This is a genomic window from Nonomuraea sp. IBHARD001 (genome assembly GCF_056106265.1).
In genome coordinates, this window is the sequence record NZ_JBWBBW010000002.1 from 2,336,537 (window position 1) to 2,355,311 (window position 18,775).

The 18,775-nt window shown below is 70.1% G+C and carries 16 protein-coding genes and 1 tRNA gene; 11 read left to right on the forward strand and 6 right to left on the reverse strand.

Features of this window, described 5'->3' with window-relative positions; all coding sequences use genetic code 11:
* Window positions 1-8 precede the first annotated feature (8 nt).
* Both ACTWNK_RS12855 and ACTWNK_RS12860 read left to right on the forward strand, forming a co-directional pair.
* A complete protein-coding gene (locus ACTWNK_RS12855) occupies window positions 9-302 on the forward strand; it encodes an antibiotic biosynthesis monooxygenase family protein (protein WP_474304143.1) in 294 nt (97 codons plus the stop codon).
* 108 nt (window positions 303-410) lie between these two features.
* Entirely contained in the window at window positions 411-1,796 is a 1,386-nt protein-coding gene (locus ACTWNK_RS12860) for a glycine--tRNA ligase (RefSeq protein WP_474304144.1), read from the forward strand.
* Window positions 1,797-1,842: 46 nt separating this feature from the next.
* On the opposite strand, the gene ACTWNK_RS12865 is transcribed toward ACTWNK_RS12860, so the two are convergent.
* Together ACTWNK_RS12865 and ACTWNK_RS12870 are read right to left on the reverse strand one after the other, a co-directional pair.
* Complete coding sequence (locus ACTWNK_RS12865; RefSeq protein ID WP_474304145.1) at window positions 1,843-2,523, reverse strand: DUF4190 domain-containing protein; 681 nt, start codon at window positions 2,521-2,523, stop codon at window positions 1,843-1,845.
* Window positions 2,520-3,104 carry a hypothetical protein gene (locus tag ACTWNK_RS12870; RefSeq protein WP_474304146.1) on the reverse strand — a complete coding sequence of 195 codons (585 nt, stop codon included), beginning with the start codon at window positions 3,102-3,104 and terminating at the stop codon, window positions 2,520-2,522. Before ACTWNK_RS12870 ends, ACTWNK_RS12865 begins: the two co-directional genes overlap by 4 nt.
* A gap of 302 nt (window positions 3,105-3,406) precedes the next feature.
* On the opposite strand from ACTWNK_RS12870, the gene ppdK reads away from it, so the two are divergent.
* Window positions 3,407-6,040 carry a pyruvate, phosphate dikinase gene (gene ppdK / locus ACTWNK_RS12875; RefSeq protein WP_474304147.1) on the forward strand — a complete coding sequence of 878 codons (2,634 nt, stop codon included), beginning with the start codon at window positions 3,407-3,409 and terminating at the stop codon, window positions 6,038-6,040.
* 48 nt (window positions 6,041-6,088) lie between these two features.
* Here ppdK and ACTWNK_RS12880 read toward each other — a convergent pair whose 3' ends face one another.
* The gene (locus ACTWNK_RS12880) at window positions 6,089-7,564 is read right to left on the reverse strand and encodes a M48 family metallopeptidase (protein WP_474304148.1); all 1,476 of its coding nucleotides are present in this window, start codon (window positions 7,562-7,564) and stop codon (window positions 6,089-6,091) included.
* 167 nt (window positions 7,565-7,731) lie between these two features.
* Here ACTWNK_RS12880 and ACTWNK_RS12885 point away from each other — a divergent pair, with 167 nt between their 5' ends.
* Window positions 7,732-8,955, forward strand: coding sequence for a deoxyguanosinetriphosphate triphosphohydrolase (locus ACTWNK_RS12885; RefSeq protein WP_474304149.1), 1,224 nt, complete (start codon window positions 7,732-7,734; stop codon window positions 8,953-8,955).
* A 60-nt stretch (window positions 8,956-9,015) separates the two neighbouring features.
* Complete coding sequence (locus tag ACTWNK_RS12890; protein WP_474304150.1) at window positions 9,016-10,167, forward strand: NAD(P)/FAD-dependent oxidoreductase; 1,152 nt, start codon at window positions 9,016-9,018, stop codon at window positions 10,165-10,167.
* On the opposite strand, the gene ACTWNK_RS12895 is transcribed toward ACTWNK_RS12890, so the two are convergent.
* The gene (locus ACTWNK_RS12895; RefSeq protein WP_474310902.1) at window positions 10,164-11,039 is read right to left on the reverse strand and encodes a M23 family metallopeptidase; all 876 of its coding nucleotides are present in this window, start codon (window positions 11,037-11,039) and stop codon (window positions 10,164-10,166) included. The two genes, ACTWNK_RS12890 and ACTWNK_RS12895, sit on opposite strands and share 4 nt — an antisense overlap.
* A gap of 211 nt (window positions 11,040-11,250) precedes the next feature.
* On the opposite strand from ACTWNK_RS12895, the gene dnaG reads away from it, so the two are divergent.
* Window positions 11,251-13,104 carry a DNA primase gene (gene dnaG / locus ACTWNK_RS12900; protein WP_474304151.1) on the forward strand — a complete coding sequence of 618 codons (1,854 nt, stop codon included), beginning with the start codon at window positions 11,251-11,253 and terminating at the stop codon, window positions 13,102-13,104.
* A gap of 201 nt (window positions 13,105-13,305) precedes the next feature.
* Window positions 13,306-14,409 (forward strand): RNA polymerase sigma factor RpoD, encoded by a 1,104-nt coding sequence (gene rpoD / locus ACTWNK_RS12905; protein WP_474304152.1) that lies wholly within the window; start codon window positions 13,306-13,308, stop codon window positions 14,407-14,409.
* A gap of 79 nt (window positions 14,410-14,488) precedes the next feature.
* Here the strand turns inward: rpoD and ACTWNK_RS12910 are convergent, their stop codons facing one another.
* Complete coding sequence (locus tag ACTWNK_RS12910) at window positions 14,489-14,908, reverse strand: VOC family protein (protein ID WP_474304153.1); 420 nt, start codon at window positions 14,906-14,908, stop codon at window positions 14,489-14,491.
* 119 nt (window positions 14,909-15,027) lie between these two features.
* Between ACTWNK_RS12910 and ACTWNK_RS12915 the strand changes: the two genes are divergently transcribed.
* The 3 genes from ACTWNK_RS12915 (at window position 15,028) to ACTWNK_RS12925 (ending at window position 17,987) form a co-directional block, all read left to right on the forward strand.
* Complete coding sequence (locus ACTWNK_RS12915) at window positions 15,028-15,984, forward strand: phosphotransferase family protein (RefSeq protein WP_474304154.1); 957 nt, start codon at window positions 15,028-15,030, stop codon at window positions 15,982-15,984.
* 199 nt (window positions 15,985-16,183) lie between these two features.
* Window positions 16,184-17,476, forward strand: coding sequence for an amylo-alpha-1,6-glucosidase (locus ACTWNK_RS12920; protein ID WP_474304155.1), 1,293 nt, complete (start codon window positions 16,184-16,186; stop codon window positions 17,474-17,476).
* Window positions 17,477-17,510: 34 nt separating this feature from the next.
* A complete protein-coding gene (locus ACTWNK_RS12925) occupies window positions 17,511-17,987 on the forward strand; it encodes a hypothetical protein (protein ID WP_474304156.1) in 477 nt (158 codons plus the stop codon).
* A 148-nt stretch (window positions 17,988-18,135) separates the two neighbouring features.
* Here ACTWNK_RS12925 and ACTWNK_RS12930 read toward each other — a convergent pair whose 3' ends face one another.
* On the reverse strand, window positions 18,136-18,465 hold the full coding sequence (locus ACTWNK_RS12930; RefSeq protein ID WP_474304157.1) for a YtxH domain-containing protein: 330 nt from the start codon (window positions 18,463-18,465) through the stop codon (window positions 18,136-18,138).
* Window positions 18,466-18,589: 124 nt separating this feature from the next.
* On the opposite strand from ACTWNK_RS12930, the gene ACTWNK_RS12935 reads away from it, so the two are divergent.
* Window positions 18,590-18,662, forward strand: a tRNA-Asn gene (locus tag ACTWNK_RS12935).
* The last annotated feature ends 113 nt before the right edge of the window (window positions 18,663-18,775 follow it).

The window sequence follows — 18,775 nt, forward strand, 5'->3', positions numbered from 1 at the left end:
TGGAGCGCGTGCTCGCACTCATCCGCTACACCGTCCCCGAGGCCCAGTCGCGCGACTTCCTCACCCAGGGGCAGGCCATCGTCAACACACTCGCCGCGCAGCCCGGCTACGTGCGCGGCCGTCTCGCCCGTTCGGTGGACGAGCCCAACCTGTGGGCGGTCGTCACCGAGTGGGAGGGCGCCGGCTTCTACCGCAGGGCGCTGTCGGCGGCCCGCATGGACATGTACCCGCTCATGACGCTGATGCTCAACGAGCCCAGCGCCTTCGAGGATGTGTACACACCAGACCTTTCCTCCCACTGATCCGTTCTCCCTGAGCGGTATCAGCGCGCGGGGTCCCTTTGACGTCCCCTAAGCTGGGATCTCATCAATTTCCCCTCGCCGACCTCCAGCCGGAAAGAGACTCATTCAATGGCACGCCGGACCGACGTGATGGACACCATCGTCAGCCTCGCCAAGCGCCGCGGGCTCGTTTACCCGTCGAGCGAGATCTATGGAGGCCTGCGGGCGTCGTGGGACTACGGTCCGCTGGGCGTCGAGCTGAAGAACAACGTCAAGCGGCAGTGGTGGCTGTCGATGGTCCAGGCCCGCGAGGACGTCGTCGGCCTCGACTCCTGCGTCATCCTGGCCCGTGAGGTCTGGCAGGCCAGCGGCCACGTCGAGACGTTCACCGACCCGCTGACCGAGTGCCAGTCGTGCCACAAGCGCTACCGGGCCGACCACCTGGTCGAGGGCTACGAGGAGAAGCACGGCAGGCCCCCGGAGAACGGCCTGGCCGACATCACCTGCCCCAACTGCGGCAACAAGGGCGCCTTCACCGCGCCCAAGCAGTTCAGCGGCCTGCTGAAGACCTACCTCGGCGCTGTCGAGGACGAGTCCGGCCTGGCCTACCTGCGCCCGGAGACCGCGCAGGGCATCTTCATCAACTACCTCAACGTGCAGCAGTCGGCGCGTAAGAAGGTGCCGTTCGGCATCGGCCAGATCGGCAAGTCCTTCCGCAACGAGATCACGCCGGGCAACTTCATCTTCCGCACCCGCGAGTTCGAGCAGATGGAGATGGAGTTCTTCGTCAAGCCGGGCACCGACGAGGAGTGGCACCAGTATTGGATCGACGAGCGCTTCCGCTGGTACTCCGACCTGGGCATCAACAAGGACAACCTGCGCCTCTACGAGCACCCGAAGGAGAAGCTGTCGCACTACTCCAAGCGCACCGTCGACGTGGAGTACCGCTTCAACTTCACCGGCTCGGAGTGGGGTGAGCTCGAAGGCATCGCCAACCGCACCGACTTCGACCTCACCGCGCACGGCAAGGCCTCCGGCGTCGACCTGAGCTTCTTCGAGCAGGACACCGACACCCGCTTCGTGCCCTACGTCATCGAGCCGGCCGCCGGTGTCGACCGCGCCACGCTGACCTTCCTCATCGACGCCTACACCGAGGACGAGGCGCCCAACGCCAAGGGCGTCATGGAGAAGCGCACGGTCATGCGCCTGGACCACAGGCTGGCCCCGGTCAAGGCGGCCGTGCTGCCGCTCTCGCGCAACGCCGACCTCTCGCCCAAGGCCCGCGACCTGGCCGCGCAGCTGCGCAGGCGCTGGAACGTCGAGTTCGACGACGCCGGTGCGATCGGCCGCCGCTACCGCCGCCAGGACGAGATCGGCACGCCGTTCTGCATCACGGTCGACTTCGACACCCTTGAGGACCACGCGGTGACGATCCGCGAGCGCGACTCGATGGGCCAGCAGCGCATCGCACTCGACCAGGTCGAGCCCTACCTGCGCCAGCACCTCAACGACTGACGCCACCTCGGCTCCCGCCCCCTGTGTGTAGGGGGCGGGAGCCGTTTCACTTGAGCATGGGGGCCAGCAGCGGGATGTCGGCCGACGCCCTGGCCACGCAGTACGCGCGGCGGTATCTCGGCCACTCGCTGACGACCGGCGGCAGCGCGGCCCAGACGGCGCCGCGCTTGAGCCTTCTCGCCTCGGCGCGTGCCCTGATCTTGCAGCCCTTCAGCCCGGCGACGGTGGCGCTGCGCGTGCCGGGCCAGGGACCGCCAGGCAGCACGTAGGTGGTGGCGAACTCGTAGTCGTGCGGCAGGTAGCAGTTGACCAGCCGTACGTACGCCGGATGCGCCGTCACCCGCAGGCAGTCGCCCGGTCGCAGGTCCTCGCGGTGCGTCGAGCCCTTGGGTGCGGCGGCGAGTTCGGCGGCGGGCACCCCGGGCGGCGCGGTGGCCGGAGGGGAGTACCTCGGCTCGACCGGCTCGGCGCCGACCGCGGCCACACCGATCGTGACGGCCGCGCCGATCACCACCCACAGCAGCGAGGCGACGATCCCGCCTATCGCCATGCCGAGCCCGCGCTCCCTGGAACGCGCGATCTGCCAGGCCGAGATCATCCCGAGCGCCAGCCCCGAAGGCGCGCACATGAGCACGCCCGCGATGAGCGCGGGAAGCGCCAGCCGGTTGACGGGCGGCTCGGGCGGCAGCCCGGAGACAGGCGCCCTGCCGGGGGCGTCCAGGGTCACGGGCGAACCCGGCCCTTGAGCGTGCCGCCCTCCTGGTCCCAGTGGACCGCCAGGCACACGACGATCCGCTCGCCCGGCCATCCGGCCCTGGTGGGGGTCAGCCAGTCCGAGACGACCTCTTCACCGCGCACGGTCCCACCCCTGAGCCTGTCGGCCGTCCTGGCGGCACATCCCGTACGGCCGAGCCGGTCCACGGCGGCGGCGCCCGGCCAGTCGCCCTTCGGCAGCGTGAACCTGGCCAGCACCTCGGCCTGGTGCGCCCGGTCGCAGCGCCTGGGCCGCAGTGAGGTCGCCCGCAGGCCGTCGACGCAGTGTCCCTTGCGCAGATCGGCGAGCGCGATCCCCGGCACGGGCTTGGGCGACGGGCTGGCGGCCGGTGCGGTCGCGCGTACGACCGCGCTCTCGGTCTCCGGCTCGGGCGCGGCGGCCAGAGAGGACTGGATCTGCCCGAGCAGCCGTACGCCGAGGAAGCCCATCGCGGCCAGCAGGAGCACCAGGAAGGCGCCCAGCGCTGTGGCGAGCAGACTGCCCTTCTGGCGCGACATTTCCGGCGAAGGCGGCGTAGGCGGCTGAATGGTCACTCGGTGACGATCTCATGCTCGACGACCGGCCCGCCACCGTATCGCCGACGGGCATGACGGCTTCCGGGGTTACGGCCCCGATTACCCGCGCCCCGCCGGAAACCGCCAAGAATTCTCCTCGAATTGGTTTATACCAATTGGTGTAAACCAATTAATGTTCGGCAGATTTTTCATTGGATTAGACCGCGAAACCCTACTTGAGCTGGGTAAACATGAACTTAACGGGTAGGTGCAGTTTGTTCATCTTCATCGTCGGTAGAGTCCGGATTGAGGCGTTCATTGAAGTCGCAGAAGGAGCTGTGGTGGCCAAGTACGTTTACGACTTCACCGAGGGCAACAAGGATCTGAAGGACCTGCTCGGCGGTAAGGGTGCCAATCTCGCGGAGATGACGAATCTCGGCCTGCCCGTGCCGCCCGGATTCACGATCACTTCCGAGGCCTGCCGTCACTATCTGACGGCGGGCGCGGCCCCCGAAGGGCTGGAAGCGGAGATCGCCGAGCACCTGTCGGCGCTGGAGCGCGAGATGGGCAGGAAGCTCGGCCAGGCCGACGACCCGCTGCTGGTCAGCGTGCGCTCGGGGGCCAAGTTCTCCATGCCCGGCATGATGGAGACGGTTCTCAACATCGGCCTCAACGACGAGTCCGTGCACGGCCTGGTCAAGCAGGCGGGCGGCAACGAACGCTTCGCCTGGGACTCCTACCGTCGCCTCATCCAGATGTTCGGCAAGACGGTGCTCGGCATCGACGGCGAGCACTTCGAGCACGCGCTGGAGCGGCTCAAGGGCGCCCGCCAGGACACCGACCTCGGCGCCGGCGAACTGCGCGGCCTGGTCGAGACGTACAAGACGATCGTGCGCGAGCAGACGGGCAAGGACTTCCCCGGCGACCCGCTGGAGCAGATGCGCCTGGCCGTCATGGCGGTGTTCGACTCCTGGAACGCCCCGCGCGCCATCCTCTACCGCCGCCAGGAGCGCATCCCGGCCGACCTCGGCACCGCGGTCAACATCTGCTCGATGGTGTTCGGCAACTGCGGCGACGACTCGGGCACCGGCGTCGCCTTCACCCGCGACCCCGGCAGCGGGCACCAGGGCGTCTACGGCGACTACCTGCAGAACGCCCAGGGCGAGGACGTCGTGGCCGGCATCCGCAACACGCTGCCGCTGCAGGACCTCGAACGGCTCGACGCCTCCTCCTACGCCGAGCTCATGGCGATCATGGAGAAGCTGGAGAACCACTACCGCGACCTGTGCGACATCGAGTTCACGATCGAGCGCGGCAAGCTGTGGATGTTGCAGACCCGGGTGGGCAAGCGCACGGCGGGAGCGGCCTTCCGCATCGCGGTGCAGCTGGCCGACCAGGGGCTGATCGACATCGACGAGGCCGTCACCCGGGTCACGGGCGAGCAGCTGGCCCAGCTCATGTTCCCGCGCTTCGCCAAGGACGCCGAGGCCAGGCGGTTGACCAAGGCCATGAACGCCTCGCCCGGCGCCGCCGTCGGCAAGGCGGTCTTCTCCTCCGAGCGCGCCGTCGAGCTGGCCGCCGTGGGCGAGCGGGTCATCCTGGTCAGGCGTGAGACCAATCCCGACGACCTGTCCGGCATGATCGCCGCCCAGGGGGTGCTGACCTCGCGGGGCGGCAAGACCTCGCACGCGGCCGTCGTGGCCAGAGGCATGGGCAAGACCTGCGTGTGCGGCGCCGAGGAGCTGGAGGTGTCGGTCGCCGACCGGCGCTTCACCGCACCGGGCGGCGTCGTGGTCGAGGAGGGCGACCTCATCTCCATCGACGGCAGCTCCGGCGAGGTCTTCCTGGGTGAGGTGCCCGTCGTGGACTCCCTCGTCGTGGAGTACTTCGAAGGCAGCGCGCCCGACGACGAGCTGGTCAAGGCCGTCGACCGCATCATGCGCAGGGCCGACGAGGTACGCCGCCTCGGGGTCAGGGCCAACGCCGACAACCCCGAGGACTCAGCACGCGCCCGCAGGTTCGGCGCCCAGGGCATCGGGCTGTGCCGTACCGAGCACATGTTCCTCGGGGAGCGGCGTCAGCTGGTCGAGGACCTGGTGCTGGCCGGGTCGGACGAGGAGCGCCAGGCCGCGCTCGACGCGCTCGCGCCGCACCAGCGGAGCGACTTCGCCGGGATCTTCAGGGAGATGAACGGTCTTCCGGTCACCATCCGCCTGATCGACCCGCCGCTGCACGAGTTCCTGCCCGACCTGATCGAGTTGTCGATCAAGGTCGCGACCGGCGAGGCGGACGACAAGGACCGGAGGCTGCTGGTCGCGGTCAAGCGCCTGCACGAGCAGAACCCGATGCTGGGCCTGCGCGGAGTACGCCTCGGCCTGGTCATCCCCGGCCTGTTCGCCATGCAGGTCAGGGCCATCGCCGAGGCCGCCCTCGAGGTGCCCGGCGCCCGGCCGGAGATCATGATCCCGCTGGTCGGCGCCGTGCAGGAGCTGGAGCTGGTCAGGGAGGAGGCCGAGCGCATCCTCGCCGAGGTCGGCGTCCAGGCGCTGATCGGCACGATGATCGAGGTGCCGCGCGCCGCGCTCACCGCCGGTCAGATCGCCGAGGCGGCCGAGTTCTTCTCCTTCGGCACCAACGACCTCACCCAGATGACGTGGGGCTTCTCCCGCGACGACGTCGAGGCGGCGTTCTTCTCGCGCTACCTGGACCTCGGCGTGTTCGGCGTCTCGCCGTTCGAGTCGCTCGACCGCGACGGCGTGGGCAGGCTGGTGCGCATCGCGGCGGAGGAGGGCCGCAAGACCAGGCCCGACCTCAAGCTCGGCATCTGCGGCGAGCACGGCGGTGACCCGGACTCGGTGCACTTCTGCCACCAGGTCGGCCTGGACTACGTCTCCTGCTCACCGTTCCGCATCCCGGTGGCCAGGCTGGAGGCGGCCAGAGCGGCCCTCGCCCAGAACGACTCCGACACCCGCTGAAGACCCCCGGGTACGGCACCAGCCACGCCGTGCCCGGGATTCCCCCGTTCAGGGGCGCACCGGGGTGTAGTCCGGCTTGACGCCCATCTCGGCCAGCCAGTCCCGCATGCCGGGCACGCCGGACGGATCGGCCACCACCTTGGCCGCGTACTCCGTCACCGTGACCTCCTCGCCGTCGGTGAACAGCAGTCTGGCCGGGCTCGACCACGACAGCGTCCATCTGGCCTGGCCGTGCTGGATGAGCGTGGCCTCGAGCGCCTGGCCGAGCACACCGGCCAGCAGGTTGGCCGAAGGGCTCCACTCCAGGGCGTGCAGCTCGTTCTCCAGCTCGGCGTGCCTGCCCCTGGCCATCGCCTCGAACGCCGCGTCCAGATAGGGCTGCGGCGTGCCCATCACCCGCTGACCGGCCGCGGCCAGGTCGTACAGGGCCTCGGCGTTGCGCGCGGCGAACATGCCGCGCTCGACGAGCTCCTCCCACGACACCGGGGTGAGCTGCAGGGCGGCGGGCGCCCAGAGCGCGCTCTCGACGGCGTCGGAGGCGGCCTGAGGCTCGCGCAGCAGGACGGTCGCCGGTCTGGTGTCGGGCGTGAGCGCGGGCTCGGGCAGCCTGCCGATCGCCTCAAGGCGCTGCTGCAGCCCGGGGTGGGAGTCGTAGGGCGACTGCGGCGAAGGCTCCTGGCCGAGTGCGGTGATCTCCGCCTGCCTGGCCGGATCGCCGATCAGCGCATGGAACCCGGCGAACACGTGCGCGGGGCGGTTGCCGCCCATGCCGGTCATCGCCAGGTACCCGGACTCGAACGCCTCCCAGGCGATGGCGGTGTGGTGGATCTTGATCAGCGCCTCGCCCATGGCGGCACGGCCGGACACGGCGACCGCGAGCTCGTCGGCCTCCAGCTCCTGCCTGCGCGAGACGGCCTGGGTGATGCGCAGGTACATCTTGGCGTACCAGCGGAACAGGATCTGGATGAGCGGCTGGCCCTCCAGGCCCTGCACGGTGGCGATCAGCGCGACCCGGCCCCGGTAGACCGGCGCGCCGAGCCTGGTGTGCGCCCCGCTGTAGTGGCCGAGCTCGTGGCCGAGCACCGCGCGCATCTCGTCGACGGTCAGCGACTGCAGCAGCGGCAGGCCGATGTACATCCGGCGCCTGGTCGCCCGCAGGCCGAGCAGCTTGGTGTCTTCGGAGACCGCCGCGTTGACCTCGGCCACCAGCCTGATCTCGGCGGGAGGCGCGGTGCGCACGTGCCTGGCCAGGTCGTGCACGGTCTGCCACAGGACGGGCTCGTCGGCCGGGGTGACCACGACGCCCGGCTCGGCGTCCTCGCCGCCCCGGCTGACCTTCCATAGCGCCCACACCAGGGCGCAGGCCCCGATGCTGGTCGCCACGGCCAGTTTGAGCAGGCCCGCGCTGAAGTTCAGGTACAGCATGACGTCGAAGTACACCGCCCCGGCCACGACCAGGCCGACCAGCACGTAGAAGCCGGCGAGCAGGACGAAGGCCAGGATGGCGCGTAGCGCGGTGGTCATGTGGCTGGAGCTCCGAAAGGGGGACGGCACTCGACACGCATGACCCTAGTGGAGGGGTTTGGATGGATGAGCCCCTGATGTCGTCGCGATCAGGGGTTGACGGGCGCGTCGTGATCCTGGGCATTCGCGCATGTCCCACCGGTAGCGGGATACCATCACAAGCACATATGTCTCACTACGACGAGCACGACCAGGCGCGCTGGGTTCCCGAACCTCCCGGCAACCCGGAACGCGGCGCGTTCGAACGCGACAGGGCCAGGGTGCTGCACAGCTCGGCCCTGCGCAGGCTCGCCGCCAAGACCCAGGTGGTCGGCCCCGGCGACACCCTGCACGGCGGCCAGCACACGCCGAGGACCCGCCTGACGCACTCGCTGGAGTGCGCCCAGGTCGGCAGGGAGATGGGCGCGACGCTCGGCGTCGACCCCGACCTGGTGGAGACCGCCTGCCTGGCCCACGACCTCGGGCACCCGCCCTTCGGCCACAACGGCGAGACCGCGCTGCACGACCTGGCCGCCACCTGCGGCGGCTTCGAGGGCAACGCGCAGAGCCTGCGCCTGCTGACCAGGCTGGAGGCCAAGGTCCTCACCGAGGACGGCAGGAGCGCCGGACTCAACCTGACCAGGGCCAGCCTGGACGCGGCCGTGAAGTACCCCTGGACCAGCGAGCACGGCAGGAAGTTCGGCGTCTACGACGACGACCTGCCGGTCTTCGCCTGGATCAGGGACGGCGCGCCCGAAGGCCGGGTCAGCTTCGAGGCGCAGATCATGGACTGGGCCGACGACGTCGCCTACTCCGTGCACGACCTGGAGGACGCCCTGCACTCGGGCCACGTCACGCCCGAGGCGCTGCGCGACGGGGCCGAGCGCCGCGACCTGTGCGAGCTGACCCGGGCCTGGTACGCCCAGGACGCCGAGTGCGCCGAGCTGGAGGAGGCCTTCGAACGCCTGCTCGCCGACCCGCTGTGGCCGGGCCGCTTCACCGCGACCCTGGCCGACCTGGCCGGCCTCAAGGCGCTCACCAGCGGCCTCATCGGGCGCTTCTGCCGCTCGGCCCAGGCCGCGACCAAGGAGGCCTACGGCTCGCGGCACCGGGCCGACCTCGTCGTGCCCAGGGCGACCAGGCTGGAGTGCGCGCTGCTCAAGGGCGTCACCGCGCACTATGTGATGAGCCGCGAGGACCACCACGTCAACCAGGCCAGGCAGCGCGAGCTCATCACCGAACTGGCCTCGCTGATCATGCTGGGCGCCCCCGCGACGCTGGAGCCCGCCTTCCGGGCCGACTTCGTCGCCGCGCCCGACGACGCCGGACGCGTGCGGGTGGTCATCGACCAGATCGCCTCGATGACCGACACCTCGGCCGTCGCCTGGCACCGCCGCCTCAGCGGAGCCTGATCCTCGGCCGGACCGCCTGTCCGGTGTGCGCGCGACGGCCGGACGGCGGATACTTCCGCTATGGCATACGTGATCATCGGCGCCGGGCTCGCGGGCGCGAAGGCGGCGCAGACGCTGCGCGAGGAAGGCTATGACGGGCAGGTCGTGCTCGTCGGCAGCGAGAGCGAACGGCCCTACGAACGGCCTCCGCTGTCCAAGGGCTACCTCCAGGGCAAATCGGAGCGCGAGAAGATCTTCGTGCACGACGAGTCCTGGTATGCCGACAACGCGATCGACCTGCGACTGGGCACCACCGCCACCGGCCTGGACCCGGCGGCCAGGCAGGTGACGCTCTCCGGCGGCGACGTCCTGCCGTACGAGAGGCTGCTGCTGACGACCGGGGCGAGCCCGCGCAGGCTGGACGGCCCCGCCGCCTACCTGCGCACGGTGGGCGACAGCGACACGCTCAAGCGGCTGCTGGCGGGCGGCGGGCGGCTCGTGGTCGTGGGGGCGGGCTGGATCGGCCTGGAGAGCGCCGCGGCGGCCAGGAAGGCCGGATGGGAGGTCACGGTCGTCGAGCCGCAGCCCACACCGCTGCACGCGGCCCTGGGGCCCGAACTCGGCGAGGTGTTCGCCAAGGTGCACAGGGACAACGGCGTCACCCTGCGCCTGGGCGCCTCGGTGGCCCGGATCGAGGACAAGGGCGTCGTGCTCGAAGGCGGCGAACGGCTCGACGCCGACCTCGTCGTAGCCGGGATCGGCGCCGCGCCGAACCTGGACCTGGCCAGGCAGGCCGGCCTGGAGATCGGCTCAGGCGTGCGCACCGACGAGTCCCTGCGCACCTCGGACCCGAACATCTGGGCGGCGGGCGACGTGGCCGAGTCCTACAACCCGCTGTACGGCAGGCACCTGCGCGTCGAGCACTGGGCCAACGCGCTCAACGGCGGCCCGGCCGCCGCACGTTCGATGCTCGGCCAGGAGGTCGTCTACGACCGCGTGCCGTACTTCTACACCGACCAGTTCTCGCTCGGCATGGAGTTCTCGGGCGACCCGCTCGGCTACGACCAGGTCGTCTACCGGGGGTCGGTGCCCGACCTGGAGTTCATCGCGTACTGGCTGCGCGAGGGCAGGGTCGTCGCCGGGATGAACGTCAACGTGTGGGACGTCGTGGGCGACATCCAGGCCGTCATCCGGTCGGGCGAGGTCGTCGACACCGGGTCGCTGCCCGGCTAGACCGGCTCGACCAGCGGCGTCGGAGTGGGAGTGGGAGTCGGCTTCTTGGTCGGCTTCCGCTCCTTGTCCTTGTCCTGGGGCGGTGTGGCCTTCGCGCTGCACATCGTGGTGCACGGCGGCGTCTCGCCGAGCTTCCTGCGCAGGGCGAACGTCGCCTCCCTGGGGGAGTAGGTCTTGTTGCCCTCGTGCCAGGCGTCGAGGTAGTCCCACGGCTCGACCATGCCGCGCCGTACCCACCAGTAGCCCGGGCCTGTCTTCCACGAGATGGCGAAGTAGAGGTTGGAGGCGGTGTAGCGGGCGTTGCCCGAGGTGCCGATCTGGCCGAGCGGCTGGCCCGCCTTGACCTTCGTGCCCGGCTTGATGCCGGGGAGCACGGCGTCGAGGTGGCCGCCGAGGTAGCGCACGCCGTCCTCGCCGATGAGCGAGACGAACCTGCCCTCGCGGTCCTGGCCCTTGTCGGTCGAGCGGGTCCAGCGGTTCTTGACGTTCACCTCGTCGACGACGCCGTCGACCGGCGAGACGAACGTGCAGCCCTTGCCCGCCCAGATCGTCGTCTTGGGCAGGATGAGCAGCTTGCGGGCGTAGCTGGACTCACATCCCTTGACGGGATAGGCGTAGGTGTACTTCGACACCGTCGGCGGCGGCACCTTGACCGGCTCGCCCGCCTCCGGGCGCAGGCCGACGGGCAGCTGCTCGCCCGAAGGGCCGGGCTCCGGCTCGGGAATCGTCGCCGTCACCGCCGGGGTCGCGCCGACGGGCGCCACGGGAGCCTTGGTACTGATGCCCGCCACGCCGGTCGTCTGGCCACAGGCTCCGGTGAGAAGGACGGCGCCTGCCACCATGGCCAGTCGCCCTATATGCCCCGATCGCATGATCTCCACCTGTGTCACGGTATCTAAAGACGGCCTTTACCTATGCAACCGATACCTTTGTAACCGACTGTCAGAGCGGGTATGAGCCGTTCGCGGTTTTTCCCGCCCGTACGCCACAGGGCGCAGCAGGGCGCTCTCGCAGGGTGGTCGCCCGGCGCCGATCACGGCAAGCCGGTCGGAACTGTCGGTCGCGGCCAATAGACTCGCCGACGTGGCAGGCCGGATTCGTGATGCTGACATCGCGCTCGTACGCGAGCGCTCCCCGATCGCCGACATCATCGGCGAGCACATCCAGCTCCGCAACGCCGGTGGCGGCAATCTCAAGGGCCTGTGCCCCTTCCACGACGAGAAGAGCCCCTCGTTCAACGTCACACCCGAGCGAGGGATGTATTTCTGCTTCGGCTGCGGCGAGGGCGGCGACGTCATCAGGTTCGTCGAGCGCATCGAGCACCTGACGTTCGGCGAGGCCGTCGAGCGGCTCGCCTCGCGCGCCGGCATCCAGCTGCAGTTCGAGCAGGGCGGCTACACCCCCAAGCGCGACCAGGGCGAGCGCGCCAGGTTGGTCGAGGCGCACCGCGTCGCCGCCGAGTTCTACGCCGACAGGCTGCTCGCCCCCGAGGCCGCTCCCGGGCGCAAGTTCCTGTCCGAGCGCGGGTTCGAGCGGGCCGACGCCGCCGCGTTCGGCGTCGGCTATGCGCCCAACGAGTGGGAGGCGCTGTCCAGGCACCTGCTGGCCAAGGGGTTCACGGCCGACGAGCTGGTCAAGGGCGGGCTGGTCAAGGAGGGGCGCAGGGGGCCCATCGACAGGTTCCGGGGGCGGCTCATCTGGCCGATCCGCGATGCCACGGGCGACGTCATCGGGTTCGGCGCGCGCAAGCTGCTCGACGCCGACGACGGCCCCAAGTACCTCAACACGCCCGACAGCCCGCTCTACAAGAAGAGCCAGGTGCTCTACGGCATCGACATGGCCAAGCGCGAGATCTCCAAGCGCTCCCAGGCCGTGATCGTCGAGGGCTACACCGATGTGATGGCCTGCCATCTGTCCGGCATCCCGACCGCGGTGGCCACCTGTGGCACCAGCTTCGGCGAGGAGCACATCAAGATCCTGCGCAGGTTCCTGCTCGACCAGGCCGAGTTCAGGGGCGAGGTCGTCTTCACCTTCGACGGCGACTCCGCCGGGCAGAAGGCGGCGCTGCGCGCGTTCGCCGACGAGCAGAAGTTCGTCACCCAGACCTTCGTCGCCGTGCAGCCCGACGGGCTCGACCCGTGCGATCTGCGGATCAAGCAGGGCGAGGCCGCCGTGCGCGACCTCATCGCCAGCCGTGAGCCGCTGTTCGCCTTCGCCATCCGCACGATGATCGCCCGCTACGACCTGCGCAGCAACGAGGGCAGGCTGGCCGCGCTCGACGCCGCCGCGCCCATCGTCGCCGGGATCAAGGACCGCGCGCTGCGCCAGCTCTACGCCGTCGACCTCGACCGCTGGCTCGGCTTCCAGAACGAGCGCTTCGTCGTCGAGCGCATCACCGAGGTGGCCGCGCGCGGTGACGGCCAGCGCCGTCCGCAGCAGCCCCAGCAGCAGCGCAGGAGCGCCCCGGCCGACCCCAACGTCCGGGTCGAGGGCGAGGTGCTCAAGCTGGCCGTCCAGCGGCCCGCCCTGCTCGGCCCGCGCTTCGACGCGCTCGACGCCCAGGCGTTCACCACCCCCGAGCACTCGGCCATCTACGCCGTCCTGCTGGGCGCCGGCGGCGTCTCGGGCGCCGGGCCGGGCGGGCTGCCGTGGATCGAGCGGCTCTTGGCCCAGGCGCCGGACGAGGCGATGCGGGCGACCGTCACCCGGCTGGCCGTCGAGGAGTTGCGCGCAGAGCTCAACAGCGAGGAGAAGTACGCCTCGGCCATGCTGGCCGCCCTGGAGGCCATCGCGGTCGACCGGGCCATCGCACAGGTCAAGACGCGGCTGCAGCGCCTCAATCCGGTCGATGAGCAGCAGGACTACAACCGCCTCTTCGGGGAGCTGGTCGGCCTTGAGCAGCAGCGTCGCGTGCTGCGCGAGCGCGCGGCGAGCTAGGTGCTCTGACCTGCGAAGTTGTAATTGGCATTACTTTCCAGATCGAACTCCGGCTAAACCTTAATTTGATCTCGATTTGGCCGTGGTGATCGCCTTACCTTCAGTGCCAAAAATAGGTCTGCCATTTTATGGAACCAATACTGCAGACTGTGTCCCGTGGGTGCATCGGTTCTGCCAAGTGGGCCGCCATCGGTAGACCAGGTGGCGGACCTCGTCGCGAAAGGAAGGGAGCGCGGGAGCGTCACGGTCGATGACGTCGCAGCCGCGCTCGACCGATCCGAGCTGCCGTCTGACGCGCTGGAACGCGTCGTCCGCATGCTCGCCGAGAACGGTGTGGAGGTCCTCGAACCGCAAGATACCGAGGAGACCACCCGCGCCGATGAGGAGGATGTCGGCAAACGTGCCCCAACCAGCGATCTCGTGCGCATCTACCTGCGCGAGATCGGCCGGGTGCCCCTGCTCACCGCCGAGGAGGAGGTGGAGCTCGCCAAGTCCATCGAGGCCGGCCTGTTCGCCGAGGACAAGCTGTCCAACGGCGTCTCGCGTCTGGCCTTCCCCGAGTTCAGGGAGCTGGTCTGGCAGGGCACCAGGGCCAAGCAGCGTCTGATCGAGGCGAACCTGCGGCTCGTGGTCTCGATAGCCAAACGGTATGTCGGACGCGGCATGCTCTTCCTGGACCTCATCCAGGAGGGCAATCTCGGCCTGATCCGCGCGGTCGAGAAGTTCGACTACACCAAGGGCTACAAGTTCTCCACCTATGCCACGTGGTGGATCCGTCAGGCGATCACCAGGGCCATCGCCGACCAGGCGCGGACGATCCGTATCCCCGTGCACATGGTCGAGACGATCAACAAGCTCGTGCGCGTGCAGCGCCAGCTCCACCAGGACCTCGGCCGCGAGCCCGCGCCCGAGGAGATCGCGATGGAGATGGACCTGCCGGTCGACCGTGTGGTGGAGATCCAGCGCATCGCCCAGGAGCCGGTGTCGCTGCAGTCGCCGATCGGTGAGGAGGACTCCGACCTCGGCGACTTCATCGAGGACGCCGACGCCGTGGTCCCGATGGAGGCGGCGGCCTTCATCATGCTGCAGGACCAGCTCGACGACATCCTGGCCACCCTGTCGGAGCGGGAGCAGCGCATCATCCAACTGCGCTTCGGCCTGGCCGACGGACACCCGCGCACGCTGGAGGAGGTCGGGCGCGAGTTCGGTGTCACCCGGGAACGCATCAGGCAGATCGAGTCGAAGACGCTGGCCAAGCTACGGCATCCGACTCGGGCGCAGATGTTGCGGGACTACCTGGACTGAGCCCCAGGGCCGATCGTGCTGTCTAGCCGGGAGCTCCCGGCTAGACGGCTGTGGTCCGGGGCTGCCTCGGCCCGCCCGGTCAGAGGACCAGGTCGTCGTGCTCGTCGAAGATCCAGCCGTCCTCGTGCAGGACCTCGAACAGATGGCCGTCGGCGTCGGTGAAGTATCCGCTGTGGCCCCAGGCGTTCGGGGCGGCCGGGCGGGTGACGGTGGCGCCCAGGTCTGCGGCCTTGGCCATCACCTCGTACACCTCCTCGGCGCTGCGGGCCACGTACGCCAGGGCGAAGCCGGCGAAGCCGCCCGGCCCGCGGTCGGGCAGACCGGCGTCGGCCGCGAAGGCGGCACGGGACTGGAACGCGAGCGCGACCCCGCCCAGCTCGAACAGGACGAACTCCGCCGAGCCCGCCGCCGACCTCCGCCAGCCCAGCGCCTGGTAGAAGGCCACCGAGGCGGCGACGTCGCGCACACCGAGAAGAATGAGGTTGAGCCGCTGCCGCATGTCATCGCTTTCCGCCGAGGAGCCGAGAAATCGGAATTCAGCAGGTCATCCTGCCATCCGACTCTTCTTCGGGCGCACGGCCCTAGGATCGCGGGATGTCGAACGGGATGTTGAGCCGTGTGCGGGACGACGAGGGGATCGCGGCGGCCGTCGGCCGACTGCTGGAGGAGCTCGGCCTGAGCGGGCAGCCCGTACGGCGCTACGACGAAGGATCCGTGCCCGTCTACGGGATCGGCGAGAGGCATGTGCTGAAGGTGTTCCCGCCCGACGAGGAGCGGGAGGCGGCGGTGGAGGCCCGGGTGCTCGCCTTCGTGCACGGGCGGCTGCCGGTGGCGACGCCGGAGCCGTATGCCCACGGAACGTGCGACAACGGCTGGCACTACGTCCTGATGGCGCGGCTGCCGGGGGAGGGCCTGGCCGTGGCCTGGGAACGGGCGTCGCGCGGGCAGCGGGAACGCCTGGCCGAGGAGACCGGCGGCATGCTGGCGGCACTGCACGGCCTGGACCTCGCGACGGCGCCGCTCGGCCTGGATCTCGGCACGGCGCCGCCTGGCCTGGATCTTGGCACGGCGTCGCCTGGCGGTCGAGCGGCCCTGCCCGAGGTGCTGGGGCCCGCCGACTGGGCGGGGTTTCTGGCGGGGCAGCGGGCGGGAGTCGTCGAGCGGCAGCGGGAGCGGGGGCTGGCCCGGGAGTGGGTGGAGCAGATTCCCGGCTTTCTCGACTCGGTGCGGCTGGGCGGGGCGCGGCGGGTGCTGCTGCACACCGAGGTGATGCGCGAGCACCTGCTGGTCGATGCCGGGCGATGGCGGCTGAGCGGGGTGTTCGACTTCGAGCCCGCCATGGTGGGGGATCCGGCGTACGACTTCGTGGCGGTGGGGCTGTTCGTGTCCAAGGGGGACGCGGGGCTGTTCGAGCGGGTGACGCGGGCCTACGGGCGGCGGTTCGACGCGCGTGAGCTGCTGGCGCTCACCCTGCTGCACGCCTACAGCAACCTGCCGTGGTACCTGCGCGAACTCCCGCCCCCGCCACACCCCACCTTGGACGCCCTCGCCGAAACCTGGTTCGGCACCCCTTGACGGCCCTTTACGGCAGGCCCTGCCCAGCCCACCGTGGTCACCGCCCGAGCCCCGTCCAGCACGGCACTCCAGCAGGACTCCGGTCACCCGCCGTCACGTCCGCGGCGTAACGGTTTTCATCCCAGGTCTGTTGTCCCGCAGGCATAGCGCGCATAGTAGGGCATGGCGACATGTAGGCAGGGAGCATGTAGGCAGCGGCATGGTGGGTGAGGCCCGGCCGGCCGTGGACGACGCGGCGCTGGGCCGGGAGGCCTGGTCGGTGCTCGACGCGAACTGGAGCGGGGTCGCGACCGTGCCGGCGCCGGGGTTGTATCCGCACCAGTGGAGCTGGGACTCCGCCTTCGTGGCCATGGGACTGGCCAAACGCCGCCCGGACCGGGCCAGGATCGAGCTGCTCAGCCTGTTCGACGGGCAGTGGTCGACCGGCATGCTCCCGCACATCGTCTTCCACCATGCCGGCGCCTACTTTCCCGGCCCGGCCGTGTGGCGCTCGCACGAGCATCCGTCGGCGCCCGCACGCCTGCGGACGTCGGGCCTGACCGCACCGCCGCTGCACGCCTACGCCGTACGGTGGCTGTGGCAGCACACCGGCGACGACGCCTTCGTCCGCAGGGCCTTTCCCGCGCTCGCGGCCCAGCACCGCTACCTGAGCACGGCGCGGGACATCGGCGGCGGCGGGCTCGCGGCCATCGTGCACCCGTGGGAGTCGGGCATGGACGACAGCCCGGCCTGGGACCAGCCACTGTCGGCCCTGCCCGAGGTCAGATACGGCTACCGGAGCGTCGACCTGGACGAACGCCATCCGGACAGCCATCACGACCGCTACGTCTGGCTGGCCATGCGCCACCGCGACGCGGGCTACCGCGCCGAGTACCTCAGCGAGGAGCATCCGTTCGCCGTCGAGGACCCGATGTTCAACGGCATCTGGCTGGCCTCGTGCGAGGCGATGGCGGAGCTGGCCCCCACCGCCGGGGCCGACGCGGCGCCGTACAAGGAGGCGGCCGAGCGGATCAGGCACGGGCTGCTGAGCCGGTTGTGGGACGGCGGGTTCTATGCCAGGGATCTGCGGGCCGATCGGTTGATACCGATCTGCACCGTGGGTGGGTTCGGGCCGCTGCTGGACCCGGGGCTGCCGGGCGAGCACGTCGAGGCGGTCGTGCAGGTGCTGGAGTCGGCGCGGTTCATGGGGGCGACCGGCTATCCGGTGCCGAGTTGCGAGATCAGGGCGACGGCGTTCGACCGTACGAGGTACTGGCGTGGGCCCTCGTGGGTGAACACGAACTGGCTGCTGCGCAGGGCGGCGGTCGTGCACGGCAGGGCGCAGCTGGTGCAGTTGCTGACGGCGGGCACACTGCGGCTGGTCAGGCAGGCCGGGTTCAGGGAGTGTTTCGACCCGTTCGACGGCAGCGGCAGGGGGTGTCGTGACTTCTCCTGGTCGGCGGCGCTGACCCTGGACCTGCTCGCCGACGTGGCGGGCTCGGACGGGCTGTGATGTGGGCGCTCGCGGGACTGGATAGCGTGGTGCCATGAGCCTCTTTCGCCGCCTGCCGGCCGACGTCCGCCGCGCGCTCGCCACGGAGCCCGGTGAGCGGGTGCTCACCTTCGCCCCGGCGGGCGAGGATCATGTGGTGGCCACGAACCTGGCCCTGTACCTGCCCGACGGCGTGCGCGTCCCGTGGGAGAGCGTGGAGGGCGCCCGCTGGGACGAGGACGGCGTGCTGCGCGTGGTCGCGGCGGGAGGCGCGCGGCACACGGTGGCCGTGACCGAGCCCGGCCTGCTGCCCGAGACCGTGCGCGAACGGGTGAACTCCACCATCGTGGTGAACAAGCACGTGCCCCTGCCCCCGCGAGGCGGCGTCCGCCTGGTGGCCAGGCGCAGGCCCGGCGGCGACGTGTTCGGCTGGACGTTCGTGTTCGACGACGGCATGGACCCCGAAGACCCCGGCGTCCGCGCGGCGGCCGAACAGGCCCTTGAGGGAGTACGGCGCAGCATGGGCGTATGAGAGCCAGGAGGGCGTGCGGCCCGGTCCTGCGCGCTGTGGAGTCGGGCGGGCCGGCCTTCCGCGGGATGAGCGGGATGAAGCGTGTGGCCCGGTCTCCCGTCGTGGGAGCCGGGCCTCGCGCATCGTGTTGACGCCCGTGAGCGGTTGCCTAGAAGGGGATCCCGCTCTCGTTGGGCTTGGCCGAGCGGCCGGCGCCGGTCAGTTCGCCGTCGTCGGGCCAGCCGGTGCCGGTCTCCGGCCTGTCCTCCTTGTGGAGGAACGGGATCCGCTTCTGCAGCGTGTCGCCCACCTTGTTCCTGGCCACGCCCGCGACCTTCGACACCTGCGCGCCGACGAGTCCCGCGGCCTCCTGGACCGTGGGGCTGTCGGCCACTCTCTGGGCCGTGCGCTTGATCTGTTCGTAGCGCTCGCGTCCTGCCTTGCTGCCGAGCACATAGCCGACAGCGAGTCCGACGACGAACATCGCCCGATATCGCATGTTCCACCTCCGCCTTCTCGGGCCTACCCCGATGACGATGCGACACGCACCCCAAGAGTGCGCTAATCTATTCCTGCGCCGCTCGAAAGGGCCAAAGGCCCGGCCGACCAGCGCGAAAGCCCGATCCCGTGTAGCTCAATCGGCAGAGCAGCCGGCTGTTAACCGGCAGGTTATAGGTTCGAGTCCTATCGCGGGAGCAAGAGAAGGTCCCCTTCCGACCAGGAAGGGGACCTTCGTCGTTTCCGCCCGTCGTTCCCGGCCACTGCCGCCACCCGACCCCGCCACCCGTCATCACCATACGTGGCAATTT